This is a genomic window from Stygiolobus azoricus, from assembly GCF_009729035.1.
GTDB classification, from domain to species: domain Archaea; phylum Thermoproteota; class Thermoprotei_A; order Sulfolobales; family Sulfolobaceae; genus Stygiolobus; species Stygiolobus azoricus.
On sequence record NZ_CP045483.1, the window covers coordinates 818,406 to 840,020 of the forward strand.

A 21,615-nucleotide genomic window follows, 5' to 3' on the forward strand; every position below is an offset into this window, starting at 1 on the left:
AACGGTGCTGTGACCCAAGTGATATAAAATGCTTTTTCGTTACTTATCTTTCCCCTTAGGATTCGAGCGTAAACTGGTGTTAATATCCCGTATATAATCAAAGGAATTGAGCTGTAGCAAATAGGTAACATATATTAATCTTCTCTATTTGAATATCAGTCAAGGATTTAAAATGAGCGATTCGTTCAGAATAAGAAAGGTAAAGGGTTATCAAATTCTCGACTCTAGAGGTAACAGGACAGTTAGAGTAAGGGTTGAGACTTACGGTGGGATTTCTGATTTCGGGGACGCTCCTGCAGGCGCATCAAAGGGAACTAGGGAAGCTGTAGAACTTAGGGATAAGGATGGCGGAGTTACAGAAGCTGTTCGAATAATTGATTCCGTAATTAATGATTCACTTCATGGCTTTAGTGTTCTGGATCAGTTAGCAATAGACCAAGCTCTTATTAAGCTTGATGGAACTTCGAATAAGAGTAGAATTGGAGGGAACACTACAATAGCCACTTCTATAGCAGTTCTCAAAACTGCCTCTAAATCTCTAGGGCTAGAATATTTCAAATATATTGGAGGTCCTAGGGTTAGGTATGTTCCTATACCCTTACTCAACATATTAAATGGTGGGCTTCATGCGGGTAACATGCTCAAAATCCAAGAGTTCATTGTCATACCCAAGGAGTTTGATACATTTTCAGAGGCTTTAATCGCCTCGACTTCAATCTATAAGAGGCTAAAAGAACTGATAACAGAGAGATATGGTAAACTCTACACTGCCTTAGGAGATGAAGGTGGAGTCGCTCCACCTCTCGAAAAGACTAGAGACGCTTTGGATCTCATATATACGGCGGTAAAACAGACTGGATACGACGGTCAAGTTTATCTAGGTATGGACGCAGCGGCTTCAGACTTTTTCAAAGATGATGTCTACGAGATAGACGGTAGGAGATACTCTCCGGACGAAATGATAGATTATTACGTTAGCTTAGCAAATGAGTATCCTATTCTATATCTAGAGGATCCATTCAATGAAAATGATTTCGAAAGGTTTTCTATTTTACAGTCAAAGCTTAAGAAGACTATAGTAACAGGCGATGATCTATATACCACTAATGTAGAGTATCTTAAAAAAGGAATTGAGAAGAAGTCGACCAGCGGAACTATAGTTAAACCTAATCAAATTGGTACTTTAAGCGAAACTTTCGACTATATAGAGCTGGCTAAAAAGAATTCCATAAAGGTTATAGTTAGCCATAGAAGTGGCGAGACTGAGGATTCATTTATTGCTGACCTAGCAGTGGGAGTTCAAAGTGACTTTATCAAAACTGGTGCTCCTGCTAGAGGTGAAAGGACTAGTAAATATAATAGAATCATAGAAATAGAAAGGGATTATGGCTTAGAGTACTATGGGAAAAAGTTATAGTATTTTAGGGTATTAATATTCCTATAACTAGTAGGAACGTGGCTATAACTAACATTAAGATAACGAAACCTCTGAACGGCATATTAGGCAAGGTTTTAAAAGCTTGTACTACTCCGTAAGCGATGCCTCCGAGAAGAAGGATTATTAGTATTGACAATCCTATTATAATGAATGTCGAAGCTAGCGGTGTTGGGTTTACATGTAAGAGCTGTGAAAATTGCCCCGTTATATTCTCCAGTGTTTGTAAGCTCATTGTAAATTATAACTTGCGTTAGGAATCCTTTTTTAAATAATCTATCATAATATTACCTAGCCAATGATGAGGGTTAAAAGCACTTATCCGTGATGAGCCTCTACCTGCTGAGGAGCCCAAATCCTTTTAAATAAATCATACTCAGCTGATAATTTTGAGGAGTAATACCATGCCGGTTTCAGTTGAAGTATTAACGAAGTTCATAGGGCAAAAGATAAAGGACATTTACGGTAGAGATGTAGGGATTCTACTTCACGTTTATACTGAAATCGACGGAACAGTAACTGGCGTAGAGATTTCTAAAGGAGATGAGATAAAGAGTTACGCTCCCGACAGTCTGAAATTAGATGGGGATTCATTAGTATTAATTCCTGAGTGGAGGAATGAGGCTTACAAGATTTTAGGATATATGGAAAAAATAAGAAGAAGACAGAAAGCGTTAGAGGAGTTATACTCTAAGAACGAGATCCCAAAGAGTATGTATGATGATATGAAGAGAAAGTTGGACGCCGAAATGTTAAAGGTCAGAGATGAACAAAGTAAACTCAAGGGGAAACTTAAGGATAGGTTAAACAAAATTGAGGATCAGTTATCTCAGATCGATAGGGCTACAATAGCACTTAAAATGAGTTATATCTCGGGAGAGTTACCAGAAACTGCATATAAGAATTCGATAGAGATCCTTAGGCAATCTAAAGAGAGTTATACCGTGGAAAGGGATGATATAAGAAAAACGTTAGATAAGCTAGATGGGCTTGATAAAGAGAGTTTGGATTTAAAGCCTTCTCCCTCATTACCCACGCAGACAGAACAATCTACAAAGACGGAAAGTAATAAGAGTGAAGTGCCTTTGCCAATACCAGTAAGAGTAATAAACACTTTGTAACTAATCTAGTGACTTAGGATGTTTGATAAGTTATCATCAATTTTTAACAATGATAGGAAGCGAAAAGTACAATTAGGGAAGATGATTACTGAAATATCATTGAAGCTAAAGGAACAGCAAGACAGACTTGACGAGGCAATAAGGAGGTTAAAGGAGAGGGACAAGGAGCTCTTCGAAAAAGTAGTTAGAGCCCAAATTGAGGGTGATGTTGCTAGGGCTACTATCTATGCTCAAGAGATCTCCGACATTAGGAAAATGATCAAAATAATTTATACTGCTTATTTGGCAATAGAAAAGGTCAGACTGAAGCTCGATACTGTTCAGGAATTACAAGGTGTATCCCTAGTCCTATTTCCAGTTATGAAAATATTAGGAGAGCTTAAGGATCAGATAAAGGGAGTAGCTCCTGAAGTGGCTTTAGCGTTAGACTCCATAACAAGCAGTGTTAACAGTATTGCTATAGAAACAGGTGCAATAAGTGAGAGATCTGTAGTTCCGGCAATGGTTGACGAACAAGCTAAGCAGATACTAGATGAGGCTCAAAAGATGGCAGAAGTAAAAGTTAGAGAAATCTTGCCAGAATTACCTCATCCTCCGACAGAATTACCTAAACCTAGAGCTCAGGCAATACAAATAAAGCGCCAATTAACAGAAGATATGCTCCTAGATTACATTAGAAGTACGGGAGGATTCCTTGATCTAGAATTTATTTCAAAGAACTATGGAGTAGATAAGGTAGAGATTCTAAATTTGTTAAAGAGATTAGAACAGAAGGGTCTGATAGCATTGGAGGGATGAGTAGATGTCGGCTCAGTCAATGTTAGAAGAAATGGCAAGAAAATATGCTGTGGCAGCTGTAAAAGCTGATAAGGAAGGAAACGTAGAGGAGGCTATAAATAACTATAAAAAAGCTATAGAAGTTTTATCTCAATTGATAGCGTTGTATCATGATTCTAATGCTGTCAGAGTCTATGAACAGATGATTAATGAGTATAAGAAAAGAATAGAGGTACTAAAAGAAGTAGTTCCTGCTAATGGGGGAGAATATGCTAAGACAACATCCGTTAGTATAGAAGATCTAATAGTAAAGGAAAAACCTAAGGTCTCTTTTAACGATATAGTAGGACTTGATGATGTGAAGGAGGCGTTAAAAGAGTCTATAGTATATCCAACAAAAAGACCTGACTTATTCCCTCTAGGATGGCCTAGAGGCATTCTTTTGTATGGTCCTCCAGGTTGTGGCAAAACTATGATAGCTGCAGCAGTAGCTAGTGAAATTGACTCATATTTTATTCAGGTCGACGCTGCTTCGATTATGTCTAAGTGGTTAGGTGAAGCAGAGAAGAACGTAGCTAAAATATTCAACAACGCGAGGGAACTCTCTAAAAAGGAGGATAAACCTGTCATAATATTTATTGACGAAATAGATGCGTTACTCGGTGTGTATAATAGCGAAAACGGTGGAGAGGTAAGAGTTAGAAATCAATTTTTAAAAGAAATGGATGGGTTACAAGATAAGTCTGAGACGTTCAAAGTTTACGTTATAGGTGCAACGAATAAGCCATGGAGATTAGATGAGCCATTCCTAAGGAGATTCCAGAAGAGAATCTACGTTAGACTTCCTGATTTTAATCAAAGGCTGGCGTTATTAAAGTACTACACATCTAAGATCAATTTGGACAGTAGTGTTAATTTGAATCAACTCGCAGAACTAACTGAAGGGTATACAGCGAGCGATATTAAGGATATTGTTCAAGCTGCTCAGATTAAGGTAGTTAAGGAGATGTTTGAAAAGAACTTATCGGAACCTAGACCAGTAACAACTAACGACTTCATTGAAGTTCTAAAGGTTAGAAAACCCAGTGTAAATGAAGAAATGGTTAAAGCTTACGAAGTGTGGCACGAAAAGTTCAAGGCCTTATAATTTGAAATTATTTTTAACTGTTTACAATTAAATTAACCTCTTCTTATTCAAGGGTAAAACCTATAACCTAATTAGAGATTATGCTTCTATGGATGCTAAAAGGGTTGTAGCCGAGTTCGTAGCCCCTTTACTAGCTGATTATAAATTGATCGGAATGGGTACTGGTAGAACAGTGAAGAGGTTAATCGAAGTTATGGAAGAGAAAAACATGATAAAGGGTAAAGTTTTTGTATCAAGTTCTATCGACACGGAAATAGACTTATCTAAAAGGGGAGGTATTGTCTTATCGTTAAGTTCAGGCGCGAAACCAGAGATCTATGTGGATAGTTTCGATTTCGTAACTAAGGATAAAGTTATGATTAAAGGAGGAGGTGCAGCATTACTCAGAGAGAAATTATTATACTATTTTTCTCAAAGGTCAGTATTCATTGGAGAGTATAGTAAGCTTTCAAGCTCAAATCAGTTACCTGTCCCAGTAGAAATCACTCAGGCTGCCATATCTTACGTTTTGTCGGAGCTTACTTCTCTGGGATACAAAGCGAGAATTAGGGAAACTAACGGAAAAATCGGAGGTGTAATTAGTGATAATTGTAATATAATCATAGATGTTGATGTAAATACAAACGAATTGTGTGCTTTTGAGAAGAAAGTGAAGGAGATACCTGGTGTGGTAGAGAGTGGTGTTTTTTGCGGTAAAAAGGGTGTTAAAGATTATGAGGTGATTTTAGGGAACGAAGATGGTCGTATCGAGATTTTAAGTTAAGTTATAATTTCAATAAGTGAAAAACTTAAAATTAATGACGAATATGTAGATAAGTAGGCGGGGGTGCCCGAGCTGGTCAAAGGGGGCGGACTCAAGGCCCCTGGGGATATCCGCTGGCGTAGGCCTGCGTGGGTTCGAAGCCCACCCCCCGCATACCTTAATTTTGCTTTATTAAGACTCGTGGTAAATCTTTTACGGTTACTGAATTTCTAAAGTTTTCACCAGTTAAAACATCTATAAATTCTCCATCCATTTTTACTTCTTGTTCGCTTAAACTTTGTAATGTTTTTACTATAACAAATATCTTATCTCCTCTGACAAAACCACAAAGTCCATAAGGTAAGGAAATTTGTTTATAACTTCCGTTAAGTACTATTTCACTATACTCTTTTCTTAAGTGCAATAATTTATACGTGACGTACATTTTTATCCTACCATCATTCAAGTTGTTTATCATTTCATTATCAAACTTTCTTGACCTATCTAGTAGTTTTCTGAGAGTATTAAAATCGACATTTCTTCTATTGTCGGGGTCTGTTAATAGATATCTCCATGTTTCTGTGCCTTGATAAAAGTCAGGCACTCCTGGTGAAAGTATTTTTAGTGTAACTAGAGATAGTGACTTTAGCATTCCTAATCTTCTAATTTTACTCTCGTAATCTAGGAATGATCTTTGAAAATCACGGTTGGTAAACGTCTCGTCTATAAGTTCTAAAATTTTTTCCTCATATTGGGAGTTAACGTTGAGCCATGAGGTGAATTCCTTAGCTTCTCTTACACTTTTTATCATATAATTCTTAATTCTATTTTTATATTCTTCATTGAATCCTTCGAAGTAACTTCCTACTAGAACTTGATAATATCGATATTCCGTGTTTCTATCTATTTTAGGGTTTAAGATAGAGTGCCATTCATAGATTTTTTTCCTCCACTCTTTAGGATTTTCACTGATGGCGCTTATTTTCATCCTAACGTCTTCACTGAACTTTGTATCGTGAGTACTTGTAGCGTTAAGTGACTTTGTTGAGATTCTTGATTCGTTAAACTTGTGGAACTTATCACACTCTAGTCTGTAGTATCTTAAATTGCTTCCGACTTCATTAAGGGATATTAGTCTATTAAATCTATATAAAAATGTATCTTCGTAGGATTTCGCGTATATAGCGGGCATTAACTGTTGTAATTTAGCGTATTCAGGGCTATTTTTTGCGATTTTTGAAATCTCTTTTCCTATGTCGCATTCTTCTTCTACTTCATTATGATACGTCCTATATCTATTTAGGCAGACGAGATACTCTTCTAAGGTTTCAAAACTGATACCCATTGATTTAGCTAACCGTTCTATTTCAAATTTAAATAATTCTCGTATAATAAGTCTCTTTAATCTTCTGATTTCATCCTCTATTTCTACCGGATGTCCAATAAATTCCGTATAAATTTCTGTCATATCTTTCTCATTGTGAGAAAAAAGTAAGTTGGAGAAATTGAGAAAGTCATAACCTGTAGTTCCATCCGGACCTGGGAATAATTTTTCGTCAAAGGATAGAATTTTTTCTACTAATATTATCTTGTTTCCTGATTTCTCCTTTAACTTCTTTATATACTCCTCAGGTTCGTATAATCCATCAACGTGATCTACTCTGAATCCATCCACATCAAATGATAGAATCTTTTTGTGAGTTTCCTCAAAAACGAAGTCTTTTTCCTGATTTATCGCTATGAGCTCGTTTACATCAAAGAATCGTCTATAAGTAGGAGGTTCTCTCCAAAAGGTTAACTCGTAATTTTGTTTTCTTAAAGTACTGAGCAAGTCTTCACCAAGCTTAGAAATAGGTAATCTCCAGTCATGATACACTAGGGTTAATTCTCCTTTCTTGTCTTTTTCGATCTTAATTAGCCCTTTTGAAATTATCGTGTCAAGTTTGTCCTCTAGGATCGGTAACCTGATTTTTTCGAATTCTTGAAAGAAATCGAAAAACTCGTAATATTTGCTCCTTTTTCCGTTTTTCAATACGTCCATTAGCCTCCAGTTATCTGGATGAACGGCCTCATGATTAGGAACTATATCTTGGATAATACCTATGTTCTTTTCCTTAGCTTTTCGTATTAGTTCTATATATTTTTCCTCTCCTCCCAGCTCTGGATTTATTTGGGAGTGGTCAGTCACATCATAACCGTGAGAGCTATTAGGTCTAGCTTTATATACTGGTGAAAGATAAAGGTGGGAGACTCCTAGGTCGTTAAAGTAGTCTAGATTTTGAATTACTTGGTCGAAGTTGAAATCTTTATTTAATTGTAATCTGTAAGTTGATAGAAACTTCAAGCTTCTACCCTCCTATATACTAATGCAGTCTTTCCCTCTATTTCCTTTTCAGTGTTACCCTGAACTTCTTCCTTTCTCTCATCTGGGTAAGGGTGTAGTACTAGTTCCCATTTACCTAATGGGAATTTGAACTTAACATTATTGTTTCCGCCGTTAAGGATGATCAAAAATGTATCATCAGCTATTCTTTCTCCGAATCTATTTATCTCGTCAATTGCGCTTCCTTCTAGGATGTAGGCGATAAAATTCGTATTGGATTTCCATGTTCCTTCGTCAGCTTCTGTTCCGTCAGGTTTCAACCACGTAACATCCTTCATAGGTAACCCGTGTAGTTTTCTTCCTTGGAAATATCTCGCTCTTCTGAAGACAGGGTGGGCTTTGTAGAAGTATATTAACTCCTTCACAAAGTCTCGGAACTTTAACTTTCTCTCATCTAAATTCCAATTAAACCAACTGATCTCGTTATCTTGGCAAAAGGCGTTATTATTGCCTTTTTGCGTTCTACCAATTTCATCGCCCCCTAGGAGCATTGGTATCCCTTGACTTGTAAATAAGGTAATTAAGAGGTTTCTCTTCTGCTTCTCTCTACACATGATAACATTCAGATCCTCAGTTTCTCCTTCAAAACCACAATTCCAGCTGAAATTTTCGTTCATCCCGTCCTGGTTGTTTAGTTGGTTTGCTTCGTTGTGCTTCTGATTATAACTTACAAGGTCTTCCAAGGTAAACCCGTCGTGGGATGTTATGTAGTTTATACTTGCAAAGGGTGTTTTGTTGTTACCTGCATAAAGGTCTGGAGAGCCGAGAAGTCTATTTGCTAACTCTTCGAAAGGTATCGCATCCCCTTTCCAGAATCTTCTAATAGTGTCACGATACTTACCGTTCCATTCAGCCCACAAGTAAGGGAAATTACCTACTTGGTAACCACCAGGTCCTACGTCCCAAGGCTCGGCAATCAGCTTTACTTGTGATAATATTGGGTCTTGTTGTATAGCAACGAAGAATGTGGAAAGCATGTTTACGCTGTAGAGCTGTCTAGCCAAAGCTGAGGCTAAGTCGAACCTGAATCCGTCAACATGCATCTCCAGTACCCAATATCTCAAACTGTCTAACACCATTTGTAAAACTCTTGGATGGGATAAGTTCAGTGTGTTACCAGTTCCGGTAAAGTCTAGATAGTACCTTGGATTCTTAGGGTCTAGTAGATAGTATGCTCTGTTGTCTATTCCTTTGAAGCTTAAAGTCGGGCCCAGGTGGTTTCCTTCAGCTGTGTGATTATAGACTACATCAATTATTACCTCTAACCCAGCTTCATGTAGCTTGTTTACCATTTTCTTGAATTCTCTCACTTGATCACCTAAGCATCCACTGCTTGAATATCTACATTCTGGTGAGAAGTAGTTTATGGGGTTATATCCCCAGTAGTTCCTAAGACCTTTATCTACTAAAAATCTCTCATCTACGAATTGTTGTATTGGCATTAATTCTACAGTAGTTATTCCAAGGTCTTTTAGATAATCAATCATTGTGTCCGATGACAGACCCTCATAAGTTCCCCTTATATTTTCTGGTAGATCTTGCCTCAATTTAGTAAATCCCTTTACATGAACCTCATAGATTATAGTATTATTCCAAGGCACTTTCTTCTTCATGAAAAAGTGATCATCTGTCCAGTCAAAGTGTGGATCTATCACTACGCTTTTAGGTATAAATTTATCATCCCTTCTTTCGTCAAAAGAAAGGTCCTGATTCGGATCACCGATTTTATATCCAAATACAGAATCGTCCCACGTTAGTAGTCCGTTAATTGCCTTAGCATATGGATCGATCAAAACTTTATTAGGATTAAATCGTAACCCCTCTTCTGGTTTATAAGGCCCATATACTCTGTATGCGTAGAGTTGTCTAGGTCTTACACCTGGGACAAAGATATGCCATAAATCTCCAGTTCTTTGAGTTACTTCTATTACCTCCTTTGGTTCATCTTGCTTTGCTGGTGAGTATAATAAGAGTTCGACCTTAGTAGCATTCTCTGAAAAGATTACGAAGTTTGTACCGTCTTCTTCTTCTATCCATGTAGCTCCTAAAGGATAGGGCTCGCCTGGTCTAAGTGGTCTATCTCTATTTTTCATACAATAAGTATACGCCTACTCCTTTACTAACTTTTATTTCAGAATCCTTAAATATCTTTGATGGGAAATTAACCCCAATTAGTATTTCACCTTCATAGTCAATCCTTATTTTGTTTTCACTAAACGAGGCTATAATTAATATTTTTTCGTTCTTGATACTAATCCAGTTTGAACCTGCATCTACTTTAGCAGGTCTTTTACACTTCGGTAAAAACCTTTTTCTGATCTCAATTAATTTCCGATAGTAGCTTAATACTTCTTTGTCTATATTCCATGATAGTCTTGACTTATGAAATGCCTCATCTGATTGAGGGTCGATGGTTTGACCGTTGTCCTTTAGTCTCCCTTCTCTAACTCCCTTTATTAACTTTTGGTCAGAAAAGTCAGAGAAAAATAAGAACGGATTTCTTTCAAAATATTCCTCGCCCATAAAAATCATTGGGATATATGGAGAAAGAAGGTATAATGTCGAAGCTATTAGATAGGTTTCCTTATCCGTGAGCACTGAAAGTCTTTCACCGTTACCTCTATTTCCTACTTGATCGTGGTTTTGAATATATACTACAAATTTACACCTCGATAAATCTCCAACTGGAGCGCCATGAATCTTTCCTCTGTACTTAGAATATCTTCCGTCATATACAAATACGTCTAAGAAAGCTTTCTTTATATCATCTATAGAGCCGTAGTCAGAGTAATACCCATGTTTTTCGCCCGTAATGTAAGCGTGGATTGAATGGTGGAAGTCATCAGTCCACTGGGCATCTATATTATATCCGCAGTCTTGACGGATAATTTTTGGATCATTTAAGTCGCTTTCAGCGATCACCAGCTTATTTCTCTTGTGCACGACTTCGGCTATTTCTTGAAGTATGTGCTTAGGTGAGGCATCAATAATCGCGTGAACAGCGTCTAGTCTTAGAGCGTCTACCTTGAATACGTCTAACCAATACTTAACGTTGTCAAGAATCATTTCTCTTACACCGTCACTCCCCCTATCATCGAAATTGAAGGTCAGCCCCCAAGGTGTATGATACTTGTTAGAAAAATACGGACCTAACTTAATGAGGTAATTTCCTTCCGGTCCGACGTGATTATATACTACATCTAGAATGACTCCTATATTTCTCTTATGTGCTTCACTAACAAGTTCTGCAAAACCATAGGGTCCTCCGTATGTGTTTTGGACTGCGAATAAGAAAGTACCATCATACCCCCAGTCCTTGTTTCCAGGGAATTGGGCTATCGGCATTATCTCGATTGCTGTAACTCCTAAGTCTTTTAAATAATCTAATTTTTCTATAACTCCTTTGAAATCGCCCCTTTCGGAAAATGTCCCTACGTGGATTTCATAGATTATTAAATCCTCCAATTTTAAACTGTTTATCTCAGGTATGTTAAACTTTTGGGAAATTATCATTGAACTACCGTGTATACCGTACGGTTGGAATCTAGAGAGCGGATCTGGAATGATTTCTTTTTCTTCTAATAATAGTTTATATTCTAGACCCTCATTGACGTCATCTATAACTCCTCTAAAATACCCTAAATCATCTTTTTCAAGCTCGTATTTTCCTAAACCGGAAATATCAATCTCAAGTTTTTCTATGTCTGGAGCGTAAATTGAAAACGTTAACTTATTACCGTCAAGGTTTGTCCCAATCATATTGAAACAACTTCGCCGAAGTAATATATCAATTGTTGTCCATAGAGGAACAGTGTTATATTATATACAGCTTCGTAATTTTGAACTGATATTATATTTGACGGTGGGAGACTACCGTATATGGCTACTTGCTGCCCTTGAGAAATGGTTATACTCGTAGTATTGACTAAACTCCCGTTTACGTAGAGCCTAGCAGTGTAAGAACCACTTGAGAGTTTTATGTACTGAGTATTGAGAACGAAGGCGGTTGAGTAAATTATACTTCCATTGGGATAGGCGGTTAGAGATATCGGAGCTGACTGTACGTAATAAGGATAAGCATGAGAACCCGTTATAATGAATGAAGCGTTAGTATAGAATGTAAGATACTTTGAGGACACAATGGCTCTAATAGGGTAGAAATGTGCAATGGTATTTAATTGATATATTTGTTGATTTAAAGTTATGTTGTTCTGTGGTTTTAATTGCCAATTGTAATTACCAGACCCCTCGATATAAACGCCATAGACTTGTTGTGCAGCTGGAATTGATATACTGAGTAATAACTTCTTAGAGCTGAAAGGAGCAACATTAATACTTGTAGCGTTAATATAATTCTTTGTATGTGGGAATATGCCAGATTGCGTTCCCGCGGAAATTGCCACTATTACATTAGCTGACATTGGCAGAGGACCTTTATTTAAACTAACGACGCAGAGTGAATAAACCTGGTAACCGGATTGTGATATTGATTCCTTAACTATATATGCATAAACGTGGAAATTACTAGCTTCTACGTAAAATACTGCACCTAGGCTTACAAATAATATCAGTATGACGCCAAGTAGGTAAATTCGTTTCATTGCGGTTAATACTAAAGTGTAATATATTAGTTTATTTCGAAGACTAGATAGACCAGTTTACTTTATTATCTCCTATATAGATGATAATGAAGCGGAGGGCCCTAGGAAAAAAGATGGAGCAACAAACCTATTTCCAAACCTCCTCAGAAGATAAAATAATAGGTAAGCATGTTTTCGGCAATCTATACGACCTCGATGAGGAACTTCTTACGGATAAAGACCTGCTGGAAAAAATAGTTCTTGAAGCAGTGAATATAGCTAAAATGAACTTAGTAGAAATTAAAGCGTGGAAATTCGGAGGCAAGAAAGGAGGAGTTTCAGTCATAGCTCTAGTAGAGGAAAGTCATATAGCGCTTCATACATGGAATGAATATAAATATGCTACATTGGATGTATATACTTGTGGTGAACAGAGTGATCCACAAGCTGCTTTTAATTACATCGTGGCACAGTTAAAGCCTAGACGCTACCAGATGTTTTATGCTGACAGATCATCAGCGTGAGCTGAGACGGTCATAAAGTCCCTGTGTTTTTTACTCATCATCAATAATTTTCAATTAAATCCAACTCATACCCTATATATTGTTTTTTCGACAGTTGTCGATTAGATTATAGTCATTTGTCGAAAATCTTATAATTAAAGCTCTTACATTCTATTACCAATGAAAAGTGGGATAATAGGATGGGGTAGTTATATTCCTAGGTATAGAATTAGGTCTGAGGAAATAGCTGAATTATGGGGCATTGAAAAGGAGGTTGTAAAAAGCCTCGGATTGTCGGAAAAGGCCGTTCCTTCAGCAGATGAGGATTCTACTACGATGGCATGGGAAGCCTCTAGAAATGCTTTAGCTAGAGCTAGAATTGATCCTTCAGAGATTAATCTTGTGTTGTTCGGCTCTGAATCTAAAGTTTATGCCGTTAAGCCTACTGCTACTATTTTACTAGATTCATTAGGTATTTCTCATAATACTTTAAGTGCCGATTTAGAATTTGCTTGTAGAGCAGCTTCAGCCGGTTTAAGACTTGCTTCTAGTATGGTTGAAGCTGGTAAGATTAAGTATGGTTTGGTAATTGGTAGTGATACTGCACAATCAAATCCCGGTGATGTTCTAGAACTTAGTTCAGCCTCGGCTGCAGTAGCTTATGTAGTTGGAAGAGACAACGAATCAGCAGCGGTTATCGAAGCTTCTACCTCCTTCTCTACCGACATTCCAGATTTCTGGAGAAGAGATGGTATGCCCTATCCACTTCATGGTGAGGGATTCACTGGTGAACCTGCTTACTTTTATCATATAATGTCTGCGGTGAAGAACCTTCTCGATGAGAACGGGTACAAAATTTCTGACTTTGATTACTTTGTATTTCATCAACCTAATGGTAAGTTTCCTATACAAGTCGCAAAGAAATTGAATATTCCGTTAGAAAAAGTAAAGGCCGGATTAATATCCCCATATATCGGTAATCCCTATAACGCTTCTGCTTTGTTAGGCTTGGCAAAAGTACTTGATATTGCGAAACCCGGTGAAAGAATATTGGTAGCTCCCTTTGGAAGCGGTGCAGGAAGCGATGCCTTCAGCATATTAGTAGCCGATAAAATCTCTGAGAGGCAAAAGCTAGCCCCGAGTGTAGAATACTATATGGGTAGAAAGAAGGTTATTCCTTATTCATTGTATGCGAAAACTACCCACAAGTTCAAGGTGTATGAATAATGGTCTCGATAGTAGGTAGCGGTCTCGTAAAAATTGATAGGTACTATGAATTTTCTGAATCGGATCTAGTGATTGAAGCTTACAAGAATTTAATACTAAAAGTAAAGGAAATGCCTTCATCAATCGATGCTTTAATTTTAGCCAGCACGTATAGTGATACCTTGTCTAAGAATCTTATGTTAGCCTTTAAACTTTCTAATAAGTTAGGCATTAAAACATCTATATCATTTAGAGTTGAAAACGGAGATAACGGTGGTTCAGCAATCTTGGCTGCATATTCGTTAATCAAATCTGGTATTGCTAATAGTGTTCTGCTAGTAGGTGTGGATAAGTTTTCAGATTATCCGTCAAAGTACGTTAATGATGTCATCTCTTATAATTTAGGTAACGAGTACGAGTATCAGGTAGGCTTAACACCTCATGCTCATGCTGCCTTGCTAATGAAGAGATATATGAAAAAGTTCAGCAAAGACTATGAATACTTTACAAAATGGCCCTTAAAAATGCACGAAAACGCTGTGGAGAATCCTTATGCGTATCTTAGATTTAAAGTAGATAAAAAGGTGATTATGGATTCGCAGATAATCTCAGAACCTTTACGTTTGTTTGATATAGCAGCAAGGGCTGATGGTGCTTCAGTAGTTCTAATAACATCTGACGAGTTGTCAAGGAAATTCACTGATACAACTGTAAAGATAGAAAACATAGTAAGCAGTAATCTACCTTTAGATCTTGCTAATCTGGAGGTAAACTCTGTAAGAGATGTTGCAAAGAAGCTTTCGATTAGAATGAATAGTAATCATATTTACGAGATTCACGATTCTTATAGTGTCTTAGCTGCGTTAGAGCTAGAGTCTTTAGGCCTTGCTAAGGATGGTAACGGATTCGACAATTTAGATAGTCTAAATGTGAATCTAGGCGGTGGTCTGAAGGCAAGAGGATATCCAGGCTCGGCTACTGCAGTATATCAGTTAGCTGAGTTATATCTACATTTAATTGGAGAACATCCAAGAGGCAAAATAGATGCAGAGAGAGGATTTTTATTGTCTACAGACGATCTTGGCAATTCTTCTCATCTGGTTGCTATGATGAGGTGAAATCTATGAAAATAAGTCCATCTCAAAGTTGGAGACTAAAAAATACGTTATATTCTCTAATGTTAGGAATATGCAAGAAATGTGGCAACGTGTTCTATCCATACCAAGGTATATGTGGAAAGTGTGGCTCTGTAGACGTAGAAAAGGTCAAAGCTAAGGGGACGGGTACTTTACTCGAATATACAGTGCTTTACCAAACAAGGGATGGGTTCGAAAAACAAGTTCCCATAGTAATAGGTCTCATTAGGTTAGATGAAGGTGTAGACATAGTTGCCCCCTTGACAGACGTAGAAGTAAATGAGATAAAAGAGGGTGTTAGAGTTGAAGCTGTGTTAAGAAGACTGAGGTCTGATTCTGTTAATGGTTTAATACAATACGGGATAAAGTTTAGAGTGATAGATAATGCAGGATATAATTAATAATATTGTGGAGAAGGTAGTAAGGGGCGAGATCCAACTTCATGAAATAGATAATTTTTTAGAAGCAAATGCTGCGATGGTGGCTAGAAGACTAGCTATAGAAAAATTGACTAACTCAAATTTACCTTCAATAGGTTCTACAATTTTAGATTATGCTGAAATTAAGAATAGAAACGCAGAGAACGTAATAGGAGCTGTCCAAGTACCTGTAGGTGTTGTAGGTCCCTTAAGAGTCAATGGTGATTATGCTCGGGGAGAGTTCTATGTACCTTTAGCTACAACTGAGGGCGCCTTGATAGCCAGTGTTAACCGTGGTGCAAAGGCCGTAACTTTAAGCGGAGGTACAAGTGTTAAAATAATTTTTGACGGAATGGCAAGGGCTCCAGTTTTCAAATTAGATAGTATAATTGATGTTGTAGATTTTTTAGATTGGGTAAAGAAACACTATGAAGATTTAAAACGTATAGCGGAGTCTACAACCTCTCATGGAAAATTAATTTCCTTAGAGCCTTACGTTTTAGGTAATAACGTGTGGTTGAGGTTTATTTACGACACTGGCGACGCGATGGGTATGAATATGGCTACTATTGCTACAGAGAAAGTTTGTGAATATATTGAGGAGAACTTCGGGAGGGCTAGGTGTTTAGCAGTGAGTGGAAACATGTGTAGTGATAAGAAGCAGTCAATTGTAAACAGCCTTCACGGTAGAGGGAAAACCGTAGTAGCTGAGGCTTTAATCCCGAACGATATTGTTACAAAGGTTTTGAAATCAGATAAGAACTTAATTCATGAGGTCAATTTGAGAAAGAATTGGGCTGGTGGAGCTAGGGCAGGAACGTTCTTTCAATACAACGCTCACTTTGCAAATATAATTGCGGCCATTTTCTTGGCAACAGGTCAAGATATGGCTCAAGTAGTTGAAAGTAGCAGCGGTTACACATGGACTGAAGTCAGAGAAAATGGAATTTATATTTCTGTGACTCTAACTTCTCTAGAAGTAGGAACCGTAGGAGGGGGTACGAGATTACCTACGCAGAGGGAAGCACTTTCTATAATGGGCATTTACGGTAGTGGTAACCCGCCTGGTAGCAATGCTAAGAAATTTGCTGAAATAGTAGCTTCCACAGTATTGGCTGGTGAGCTTAACTTGCTATCAGCACTAGCCAACAAAGAATTGGGGAAGGCACATCTTAAGCTAGGAAGGGCTGCGAAAGTTTAAAATTTTTATAACCTATTTTTACCTGATGCCTCAAGTTCCGGAAGAACTACAAAAAATCATAGAAATAACCAGAGAACAGAATAGGTGGCGAAGACTAGAAACGTTGAACTTAATTCCATCAGAAAACGTGATGAGCCCTTTAGCTGAAGCGGTTTATATGAGTGATTTTATGTCAAGATATGCTGAAGGTAAGCCATATAAGAGGTTCTACCAAGGTACTAAATACGTAGATGAAATAGAAACTCTAGCTATGAAATTAATGAATGAAATAACTAATTCTGTTCACTGCGATCTAAGGCCAATAAGCGGCACTTTAGCTAATGCGGAAGTATTCAGGGTCTTGGCTAATCCCGGAGATAAAGCTCTTATAGCTCCAGTTCAGGCTGGTGCACATGTAAGCCATACTAGATTTGGTACACTAGGCGCTCTAGGTATAGAGCAGATAGAACTACCTTACGATCCTGAGAATATGAATGTAGATGTTGATAAGGCAATTAAAATGATCGAGCAAGTTAAACCTAAATTTGTAGTATTGGGTGGTAGCTTATACTTATTCCCACATCCTTCTAAAGAGCTGGCACCTCATGTTCATGCTGTAAATTCCAGGCTTATTTACGATGCTGCTCACGTTTACGGTTTAATCACTGGAAAAGCATGGCATAATCCGCTATTAGAAGGAGCAGACATTATGACTTCATCAACACATAAGACTTTTCCAGGTCCCCAAGGTGGCGCAATATTTATCAATGACGATGAGCTATATAAAAAAATAAGCGATACGATATTTCCATGGTTTGTAAGTAATCATCATTTGCATAGGCTACCTAGCGTAGCGGTTACCGCACTTGAAATGAAATATTTCGGAGAGGATTATGCAAAGCAAATTGTGAAAAATGCTAAAGCTTTTGCTGAGGCATTGGCAGCTGAAGGATTTAAGGTCGTTGGAGAGCATTTAGGGTATACGAAAAGTCATCAAGTTGCGATAGACGTAAGGAATCTGGGAGGAGGAGCTAAGGTTGCAAGAATGTTTGAAGATGCAAACATAATTACTAACAAAAACTTATTGCCTTACGATCCGCCTAGTGCTGTAAAGGATCCAAGTGGTATTAGGCTAGGAGTACAAGAAATGACTAGATACGGTGTTAAGGAAGGAGATATGGCTGAAATTGCCAAGTTTATGAGAGAGGTAGCAATAGACAAGAAGGATGTCTTAGAAGTAAAGAAAAAGGTAATAGAGTTCAGAAAGAGATTCCTTTCCGTTAAGTACACATTTGATTTAGATTTAGGGCAATTCTCAAATGGTAAAGTTATTCCTCTGTTAATATAATTTTTTTCTTTCTTTATTTAAAAATTATTTAAACTAATTTTATCTAACTAGAATAACTGTAGTGGTAGCGTTAAGGGCCACGGACATAGCTACAGAGCCTATATTTAACTCGCTGTTTATTGATAGCCCTCTGGCTCCCATGATTACCGCGTCGTACGTGTTTTCACTTAAATACTTTAATATTTCGTTTGCTGTGCTACTTTCTTTACTTGAATATTTAAGAATCTTTAACTCATACTCTGCCCTGTCGTTAACTCTTCTCTTAATTTTCTCACTAATTTCTGTCTCATTACAAGTTTCACAAGCATGAATAACTGTTATCTGTGAACCGTATCTCATAGCGAAATCTAATGCTAATTCTAATGCCCTAAAGCTATTTTCTGACCCGTCTACTAATACAGCTATTTTTCTTAACCAAAAACTTACAGTGTATGTTGGTTCTGTCATATTAGATAACCTTTCATTAACCCTAATGTATCGTTAGTTATTTTAATTGACTCGTTCTTATCTGCAAGATTCATTGCAGCTCTAATGGCGTCAATATTTTCAGGCACTACTATTGATTCTTGATGAACTCCGTACATTAGGAACAGTTCGTTATTATGAGAGTACACTGAGTCCTCAAATACTACGACCTCAGGTATGTCGTTTCTGTATCTGCCTATATCCCTAGATACTTCTATGATTTCGGCAGTAGAACCTATACCAGTTCTAGAGGAATTTATGAGAACTATTCTTTCAGTATCCTTTAATGCATTAATCACGTCTTCTCTTCTAACGGGTTCCTTCATTGTTATATTCATCAGGTGCATATGCATTAATGTTGTAGGAGCTACTACTGCCATAGATATTATGTCTATTCCCTTCATCACGGTTAAAACATCTTTTGCATGGTGGCTTGGAACTGAGGCCGGATCTGGTACTATTGAGTTAATTGGGCCTTTCTTTACCTCTTTTGGGTCGGATGCCCTTCTTACCACAGTTACTCTTACTTTTTCTATTTTACTTACCTTACTGTTAATGGTACATAAAGTTCTTAATATTCCAGTTGTATTACAAGATACAACTCTAATGTAGTTCTTGTTAATAGCCTCGTTGTAGTTACATAAGGCTGAAAAAGAGACTTCTGCGACATCCGCTTTTTCTCCTCCTTGGAATATAGCTTTCTTCCCGAACTTCTGGTACAATGGTTTGTAACTTGCTCCAATTCCATTAGGAGTTGTATCTACTATTATGTCGGCTTCATTAATCATGTCTTCGATGTATCCACTAACTTGTATTCCTGCTTTCTCAAATTTGGCTGCATTTTCTTTTGGTACATAAAGCTTGTAACCTTTCTTCACGGCGGTAAATGCTTCATAGTTAGGTGAGGTTTTCGCTACTCCCACTAGTTCCATATCTGGTTGTAATTTTATTGCATCTGCTACTCTTTTTCCAATTGTTCCGTAACCATTAACAGCTACTTTAACTCTTGCCACCTTTAGACACCCATGAGAGGTGAAGTGCTTCTAATGCCGGTAATTTGTCTCCAGCTAGAAATAAAAGTAATGCTCCTCCACCAGTGGATATATGAACTTTATTCTCATTAATTTCTATTCCTTTTTCCACCATGCTTATCATATGACCTCCCCCTATTATTACATAACCGGGGCTTTCAAATGCTGATTTTAGAAGGCTTTTAGTTCCGTTCCTAAATCTCTCATCCTCTATGATTCCCATTGGTCCCCTCATGGTGATTACTTTTGCCTCCTTAATAAAAGATGAATAAATTTCTATAGTAGTTGAGCCTATATCTTTAATAATTCCGTTTATGTTATTAGCCGGTTCCTCAGATATCTCGCCATTTTGTTTCTCTGTTATGAAGTCCACAGGTATTTCTATTGGGGCTCCGCTGAGAAGCAGTTTTCTAGCCCTTGGAATTAGGCTCAACAATCCTTTACTTTCTAGCACTTGCATGTTAGCTTTTCCAAGGTTTATTCCTTTAGCTGCAGCGAATAATTCAGCTACTAATCCACCCGTTAGAATTCTATCAGCAACTCTGTTCTTTGATAAATGTTCGATTATTTTTAGTGTGTCACTAACTTTTCCTCCTCCTAGGACGAATATTTTTGGTGAGTCTTCAGGGTTAAATATCTTAGCTAATGCTGAAACTTCTTTTTCCATTACTTTGCCCGCAGCTGATGGCAAAACTATTGGGAATCCTACTAGGCTTGGTTGACTTCTGTGAGCTGCAGCAAATGCGTCATTTACATAAATATCAAATAGAGGTGATAATTTTCTTACCAAGAATGTTTTGGCTTGTTGTGCAGGAGGTGCTTCGATTAGTTCCTCAGAGACTAATCTTACATTTTCTAGTAAATAAATCTGTCCTTTTTCTATCTTCTTGACCTTCTCTATAGCATACGGTCCTATAATGTCTTCTATGAACTCAACGTTAGTACCAATATGTTTAGATAGTAATTCCGCATGTTGTTGTAGTGATATAAAGTCATCGTCACCGGGCCTACCTTGATGGGATAATATAACTATTGCATTATCTCTTTCTAGTAAATTTTTCACAGTATAAGCATGAGCTTTTATACGCGAATCATCTAATAACTTACCAGTTTTTTTATCTACTGGTGAGTTTATATCAATTCGTAATAGAATTTTTTTGTTAGATGCATTTACATCATCTAATGTGGGTATGCTTAGATCCGATACTTTAATCATAAATCTCGATTAATATTAATCTATCTAGTTAATATGATTTTAGCATACAATGTTAGAAGCTATTATATTTCCCCATAATAATGGAATCAAGTATTTAGTTTTAAATTTCTGTAATGATATGAAGATTTCAGCGATATTATTCGACGCTTTAAGAGAAATTTTAGGTGCTTCAATACTGAAGTAAGAGAAAGAGTCATATAGTAAGTGTAAATCAATTCCATGTACAAGCCTACAAGAAAACACTCCTTCGAAAGTACCGTTGTTTAGATTATATGAAATTGAGTTACACACAGTATTTGAATTTCGCTCAACTATTTTCAGAAATAAATCCTTCATAACATAAGGGATTTCGTCAACATATACTCCTTTAGGAGGGAAAAGTAATTTTACATTATCATTCTCTTCCTCTGTTTTTCTCACAAGCATGTTTATGCTAAAGAATAGAAAAGTCAGATTACAAACTCTAAGTCTACTTAACCTCATCTCACCTAAAGTAAAGTATTCATCAGAAACATCTTTGAATGCCTTGTAAAAATCAGTGTCTCTAATTTGTTCAGCAAAATATGCCATTCCTTTTATTCCAATTAGTCCCTTTATTTTCTCGTCTTCTGAAATTGAAATAAAGTTAAAATTACCGTTTTTAATCTTTAATTTTTTAAAGGTTTTATCTACGGCTTTTTTCACAGTTAATGCATAAGCGTTTTTACGTATAATTAACCATTCTCCGAACTCATCTGTAATGTTCATCTTATTATCATCGTCTCTCTTTTTGAAAAACTTCGTTATCACATTTTCAAACCTCTTTTACCATAATTGCCACACTAAGATTTAAACGTTAAATAATATTCTCTAATCGTAAATCAGGTATAATTAAGATTTTTAGCGGGTATGTGATATATAATTAGTAAGGATTACTATATAGTTTT

At 37.0% G+C, this 21,615-nt stretch carries 20 protein-coding genes and 1 tRNA gene; 12 read left to right on the forward strand and 9 right to left on the reverse strand.

Annotation, left to right across the window (positions count from 1 at the left end):
* Positions 1 to 172 precede the first annotated feature (172 nt).
* The gene (eno, locus tag D1868_RS04770; protein WP_156006062.1) at positions 173 to 1,417 is read left to right on the forward strand and encodes a phosphopyruvate hydratase; all 1,245 of its coding nucleotides are present in this window, start codon (positions 173 to 175) and stop codon (positions 1,415 to 1,417) included.
* Positions 1,418 to 1,421: 4 nt separating this feature from the next.
* On the opposite strand, the gene D1868_RS04775 is transcribed toward eno, so the two are convergent.
* Positions 1,422 to 1,670, reverse strand: coding sequence for a hypothetical protein (locus tag D1868_RS04775; protein ID WP_156006064.1), 249 nt, complete (start codon positions 1,668 to 1,670; stop codon positions 1,422 to 1,424).
* Between the two features lie 169 nt (positions 1,671 to 1,839).
* On the opposite strand from D1868_RS04775, the gene cdvA reads away from it, so the two are divergent.
* From cdvA to D1868_RS04800, 5 genes are all read left to right on the forward strand, one after another.
* Positions 1,840 to 2,556 carry a cell division protein CdvA gene (gene cdvA, locus D1868_RS04780; RefSeq protein WP_156006066.1) on the forward strand — a complete coding sequence of 239 codons (717 nt, stop codon included), beginning with the start codon at positions 1,840 to 1,842 and terminating at the stop codon, positions 2,554 to 2,556.
* An 18-nt stretch (positions 2,557 to 2,574) separates the two neighbouring features.
* A complete protein-coding gene (gene cdvB, locus D1868_RS04785; protein ID WP_156006068.1) occupies positions 2,575 to 3,354 on the forward strand; it encodes a cell division protein CdvB in 780 nt (259 codons plus the stop codon).
* A gap of 4 nt (positions 3,355 to 3,358) precedes the next feature.
* The gene (gene cdvC, locus D1868_RS04790) at positions 3,359 to 4,480 is read left to right on the forward strand and encodes a cell division protein CdvC (protein WP_156006070.1); all 1,122 of its coding nucleotides are present in this window, start codon (positions 3,359 to 3,361) and stop codon (positions 4,478 to 4,480) included.
* 88 nt (positions 4,481 to 4,568) lie between these two features.
* A complete protein-coding gene (gene rpiA / locus D1868_RS04795) occupies positions 4,569 to 5,243 on the forward strand; it encodes a ribose 5-phosphate isomerase A (protein WP_156006072.1) in 675 nt (224 codons plus the stop codon).
* Between the two features lie 57 nt (positions 5,244 to 5,300).
* Positions 5,301 to 5,396 (forward strand) — tRNA-Leu (locus tag D1868_RS04800).
* Between the two features lie 4 nt (positions 5,397 to 5,400).
* Here the strand turns inward: D1868_RS04800 and D1868_RS04805 are convergent.
* Genes D1868_RS04805 through D1868_RS04820 form a run of 4 tightly spaced genes read right to left on the reverse strand, consistent with a single transcriptional unit; the run spans position 5,401 to position 12,206 of the window.
* Positions 5,401 to 7,566, reverse strand: coding sequence for a malto-oligosyltrehalose synthase (locus D1868_RS04805; RefSeq protein WP_156006074.1), 2,166 nt, complete (start codon positions 7,564 to 7,566; stop codon positions 5,401 to 5,403).
* Complete coding sequence (glgX, locus tag D1868_RS04810) at positions 7,563 to 9,698, reverse strand: glycogen debranching protein GlgX (protein ID WP_156006076.1); 2,136 nt, start codon at positions 9,696 to 9,698, stop codon at positions 7,563 to 7,565. Before glgX ends, D1868_RS04805 begins: the two co-directional genes overlap by 4 nt.
* Positions 9,688 to 11,364: a malto-oligosyltrehalose trehalohydrolase gene (treZ, locus tag D1868_RS04815; protein WP_156006078.1), complete on the reverse strand. Its 1,677-nt coding sequence runs from the start codon at positions 11,362 to 11,364 to the stop codon at positions 9,688 to 9,690. Before treZ ends, glgX begins: the two co-directional genes overlap by 11 nt.
* Entirely contained in the window at positions 11,361 to 12,206 is an 846-nt protein-coding gene (locus D1868_RS04820) for a hypothetical protein (protein WP_156006080.1), read from the reverse strand. Before D1868_RS04820 ends, treZ begins: the two co-directional genes overlap by 4 nt.
* A gap of 113 nt (positions 12,207 to 12,319) precedes the next feature.
* On the opposite strand from D1868_RS04820, the gene speD reads away from it, so the two are divergent.
* The 6 genes from speD to glyA all read left to right on the forward strand — a co-directional run bounded on the left by speD (position 12,320) and on the right by glyA (position 17,977).
* The gene (gene speD / locus D1868_RS04825) at positions 12,320 to 12,709 is read left to right on the forward strand and encodes an adenosylmethionine decarboxylase (protein ID WP_156006082.1); all 390 of its coding nucleotides are present in this window, start codon (positions 12,320 to 12,322) and stop codon (positions 12,707 to 12,709) included.
* A 159-nt stretch (positions 12,710 to 12,868) separates the two neighbouring features.
* Positions 12,869 to 13,915 carry a hydroxymethylglutaryl-CoA synthase gene (locus D1868_RS04830; protein ID WP_156006084.1) on the forward strand — a complete coding sequence of 349 codons (1,047 nt, stop codon included), beginning with the start codon at positions 12,869 to 12,871 and terminating at the stop codon, positions 13,913 to 13,915.
* Positions 13,915 to 15,012 carry a thiolase family protein gene (locus D1868_RS04835; RefSeq protein ID WP_156006086.1) on the forward strand — a complete coding sequence of 366 codons (1,098 nt, stop codon included), beginning with the start codon at positions 13,915 to 13,917 and terminating at the stop codon, positions 15,010 to 15,012. Before D1868_RS04830 ends, D1868_RS04835 begins: the two co-directional genes overlap by 1 nt.
* A gap of 5 nt (positions 15,013 to 15,017) precedes the next feature.
* Entirely contained in the window at positions 15,018 to 15,431 is a 414-nt protein-coding gene (locus tag D1868_RS04840) for a Zn-ribbon domain-containing OB-fold protein (RefSeq protein WP_156006088.1), read from the forward strand.
* A complete protein-coding gene (gene hmgA, locus D1868_RS04845; protein WP_156006090.1) occupies positions 15,415 to 16,650 on the forward strand; it encodes a hydroxymethylglutaryl-CoA reductase (NADPH) in 1,236 nt (411 codons plus the stop codon). Before D1868_RS04840 ends, hmgA begins: the two co-directional genes overlap by 17 nt.
* Positions 16,651 to 16,675: 25 nt before the next feature.
* Entirely contained in the window at positions 16,676 to 17,977 is a 1,302-nt protein-coding gene (gene glyA / locus D1868_RS04850) for a serine hydroxymethyltransferase (protein WP_156006092.1), read from the forward strand.
* Positions 17,978 to 18,016: 39 nt separating this feature from the next.
* Here the strand turns inward: glyA and D1868_RS04855 are convergent, their stop codons facing one another.
* The 4 genes from D1868_RS04855 to D1868_RS04870 are packed head-to-tail and all read right to left on the reverse strand — an operon-like array spanning position 18,017 to position 21,478.
* Positions 18,017 to 18,424 carry a universal stress protein gene (locus D1868_RS04855; protein WP_156006094.1) on the reverse strand — a complete coding sequence of 136 codons (408 nt, stop codon included), beginning with the start codon at positions 18,422 to 18,424 and terminating at the stop codon, positions 18,017 to 18,019.
* Positions 18,421 to 19,455, reverse strand: coding sequence for a phosphorylating glyceraldehyde-3-phosphate dehydrogenase (locus tag D1868_RS04860; protein WP_156006096.1), 1,035 nt, complete (start codon positions 19,453 to 19,455; stop codon positions 18,421 to 18,423). The genes D1868_RS04855 and D1868_RS04860 overlap by 4 nt, the downstream gene beginning before the upstream one ends.
* On the reverse strand, positions 19,442 to 20,689 hold the full coding sequence (locus tag D1868_RS04865; protein WP_156006098.1) for a phosphoglycerate kinase: 1,248 nt from the start codon (positions 20,687 to 20,689) through the stop codon (positions 19,442 to 19,444). Before D1868_RS04865 ends, D1868_RS04860 begins: the two co-directional genes overlap by 14 nt.
* A 39-nt stretch (positions 20,690 to 20,728) precedes the next feature.
* Positions 20,729 to 21,478 (reverse strand): hypothetical protein, encoded by a 750-nt coding sequence (locus tag D1868_RS04870; protein WP_156006100.1) that lies wholly within the window; start codon positions 21,476 to 21,478, stop codon positions 20,729 to 20,731.
* Between the last annotated feature and the right edge of the window lie 137 nt (positions 21,479 to 21,615).

Excerpts from the sequence above, each read along its gene's own strand:
- eno (WP_156006062.1), top strand. The coding sequence starts at position 173 with ATGAGCGATTCGTTCAGAATAAGAAAGGTAAAGGGTTATCAAATTCTC.
- D1868_RS04775 (WP_156006064.1), bottom strand. The coding sequence starts at position 1,670 with ATGAGCTTACAAACACTGGAGAATATAACGGGGCAATTTTCACAGCTC.
- cdvA (WP_156006066.1), top strand. The coding sequence starts at position 1,840 with ATGCCGGTTTCAGTTGAAGTATTAACGAAGTTCATAGGGCAAAAGATA.
- cdvB (WP_156006068.1), top strand. The coding sequence starts at position 2,575 with ATGTTTGATAAGTTATCATCAATTTTTAACAATGATAGGAAGCGAAAA.
- cdvC (WP_156006070.1), top strand. The coding sequence starts at position 3,359 with ATGTCGGCTCAGTCAATGTTAGAAGAAATGGCAAGAAAATATGCTGTG.
- rpiA (WP_156006072.1), top strand. The coding sequence starts at position 4,569 with ATGGATGCTAAAAGGGTTGTAGCCGAGTTCGTAGCCCCTTTACTAGCT.
- glgX (WP_156006076.1), bottom strand. The coding sequence starts at position 9,698 with ATGAAAAATAGAGATAGACCACTTAGACCAGGCGAGCCCTATCCTTTA.
- treZ (WP_156006078.1), bottom strand. The coding sequence starts at position 11,364 with ATGATTGGGACAAACCTTGACGGTAATAAGTTAACGTTTTCAATTTAC.
- D1868_RS04820 (WP_156006080.1), bottom strand. The coding sequence starts at position 12,206 with ATGAAACGAATTTACCTACTTGGCGTCATACTGATATTATTTGTAAGC.
- speD (WP_156006082.1), top strand. The coding sequence starts at position 12,320 with ATGGAGCAACAAACCTATTTCCAAACCTCCTCAGAAGATAAAATAATA.
- D1868_RS04830 (WP_156006084.1), top strand. The coding sequence starts at position 12,869 with ATGAAAAGTGGGATAATAGGATGGGGTAGTTATATTCCTAGGTATAGA.
- D1868_RS04835 (WP_156006086.1), top strand. The coding sequence starts at position 13,915 with ATGGTCTCGATAGTAGGTAGCGGTCTCGTAAAAATTGATAGGTACTAT.
- D1868_RS04840 (WP_156006088.1), top strand. The coding sequence starts at position 15,018 with ATGAAAATAAGTCCATCTCAAAGTTGGAGACTAAAAAATACGTTATAT.
- hmgA (WP_156006090.1), top strand. The coding sequence starts at position 15,415 with ATGCAGGATATAATTAATAATATTGTGGAGAAGGTAGTAAGGGGCGAG.
- glyA (WP_156006092.1), top strand. The coding sequence starts at position 16,676 with ATGCCTCAAGTTCCGGAAGAACTACAAAAAATCATAGAAATAACCAGA.
- D1868_RS04855 (WP_156006094.1), bottom strand. The coding sequence starts at position 18,424 with ATGACAGAACCAACATACACTGTAAGTTTTTGGTTAAGAAAAATAGCT.
- D1868_RS04865 (WP_156006098.1), bottom strand. The coding sequence starts at position 20,689 with ATGATTAAAGTATCGGATCTAAGCATACCCACATTAGATGATGTAAAT.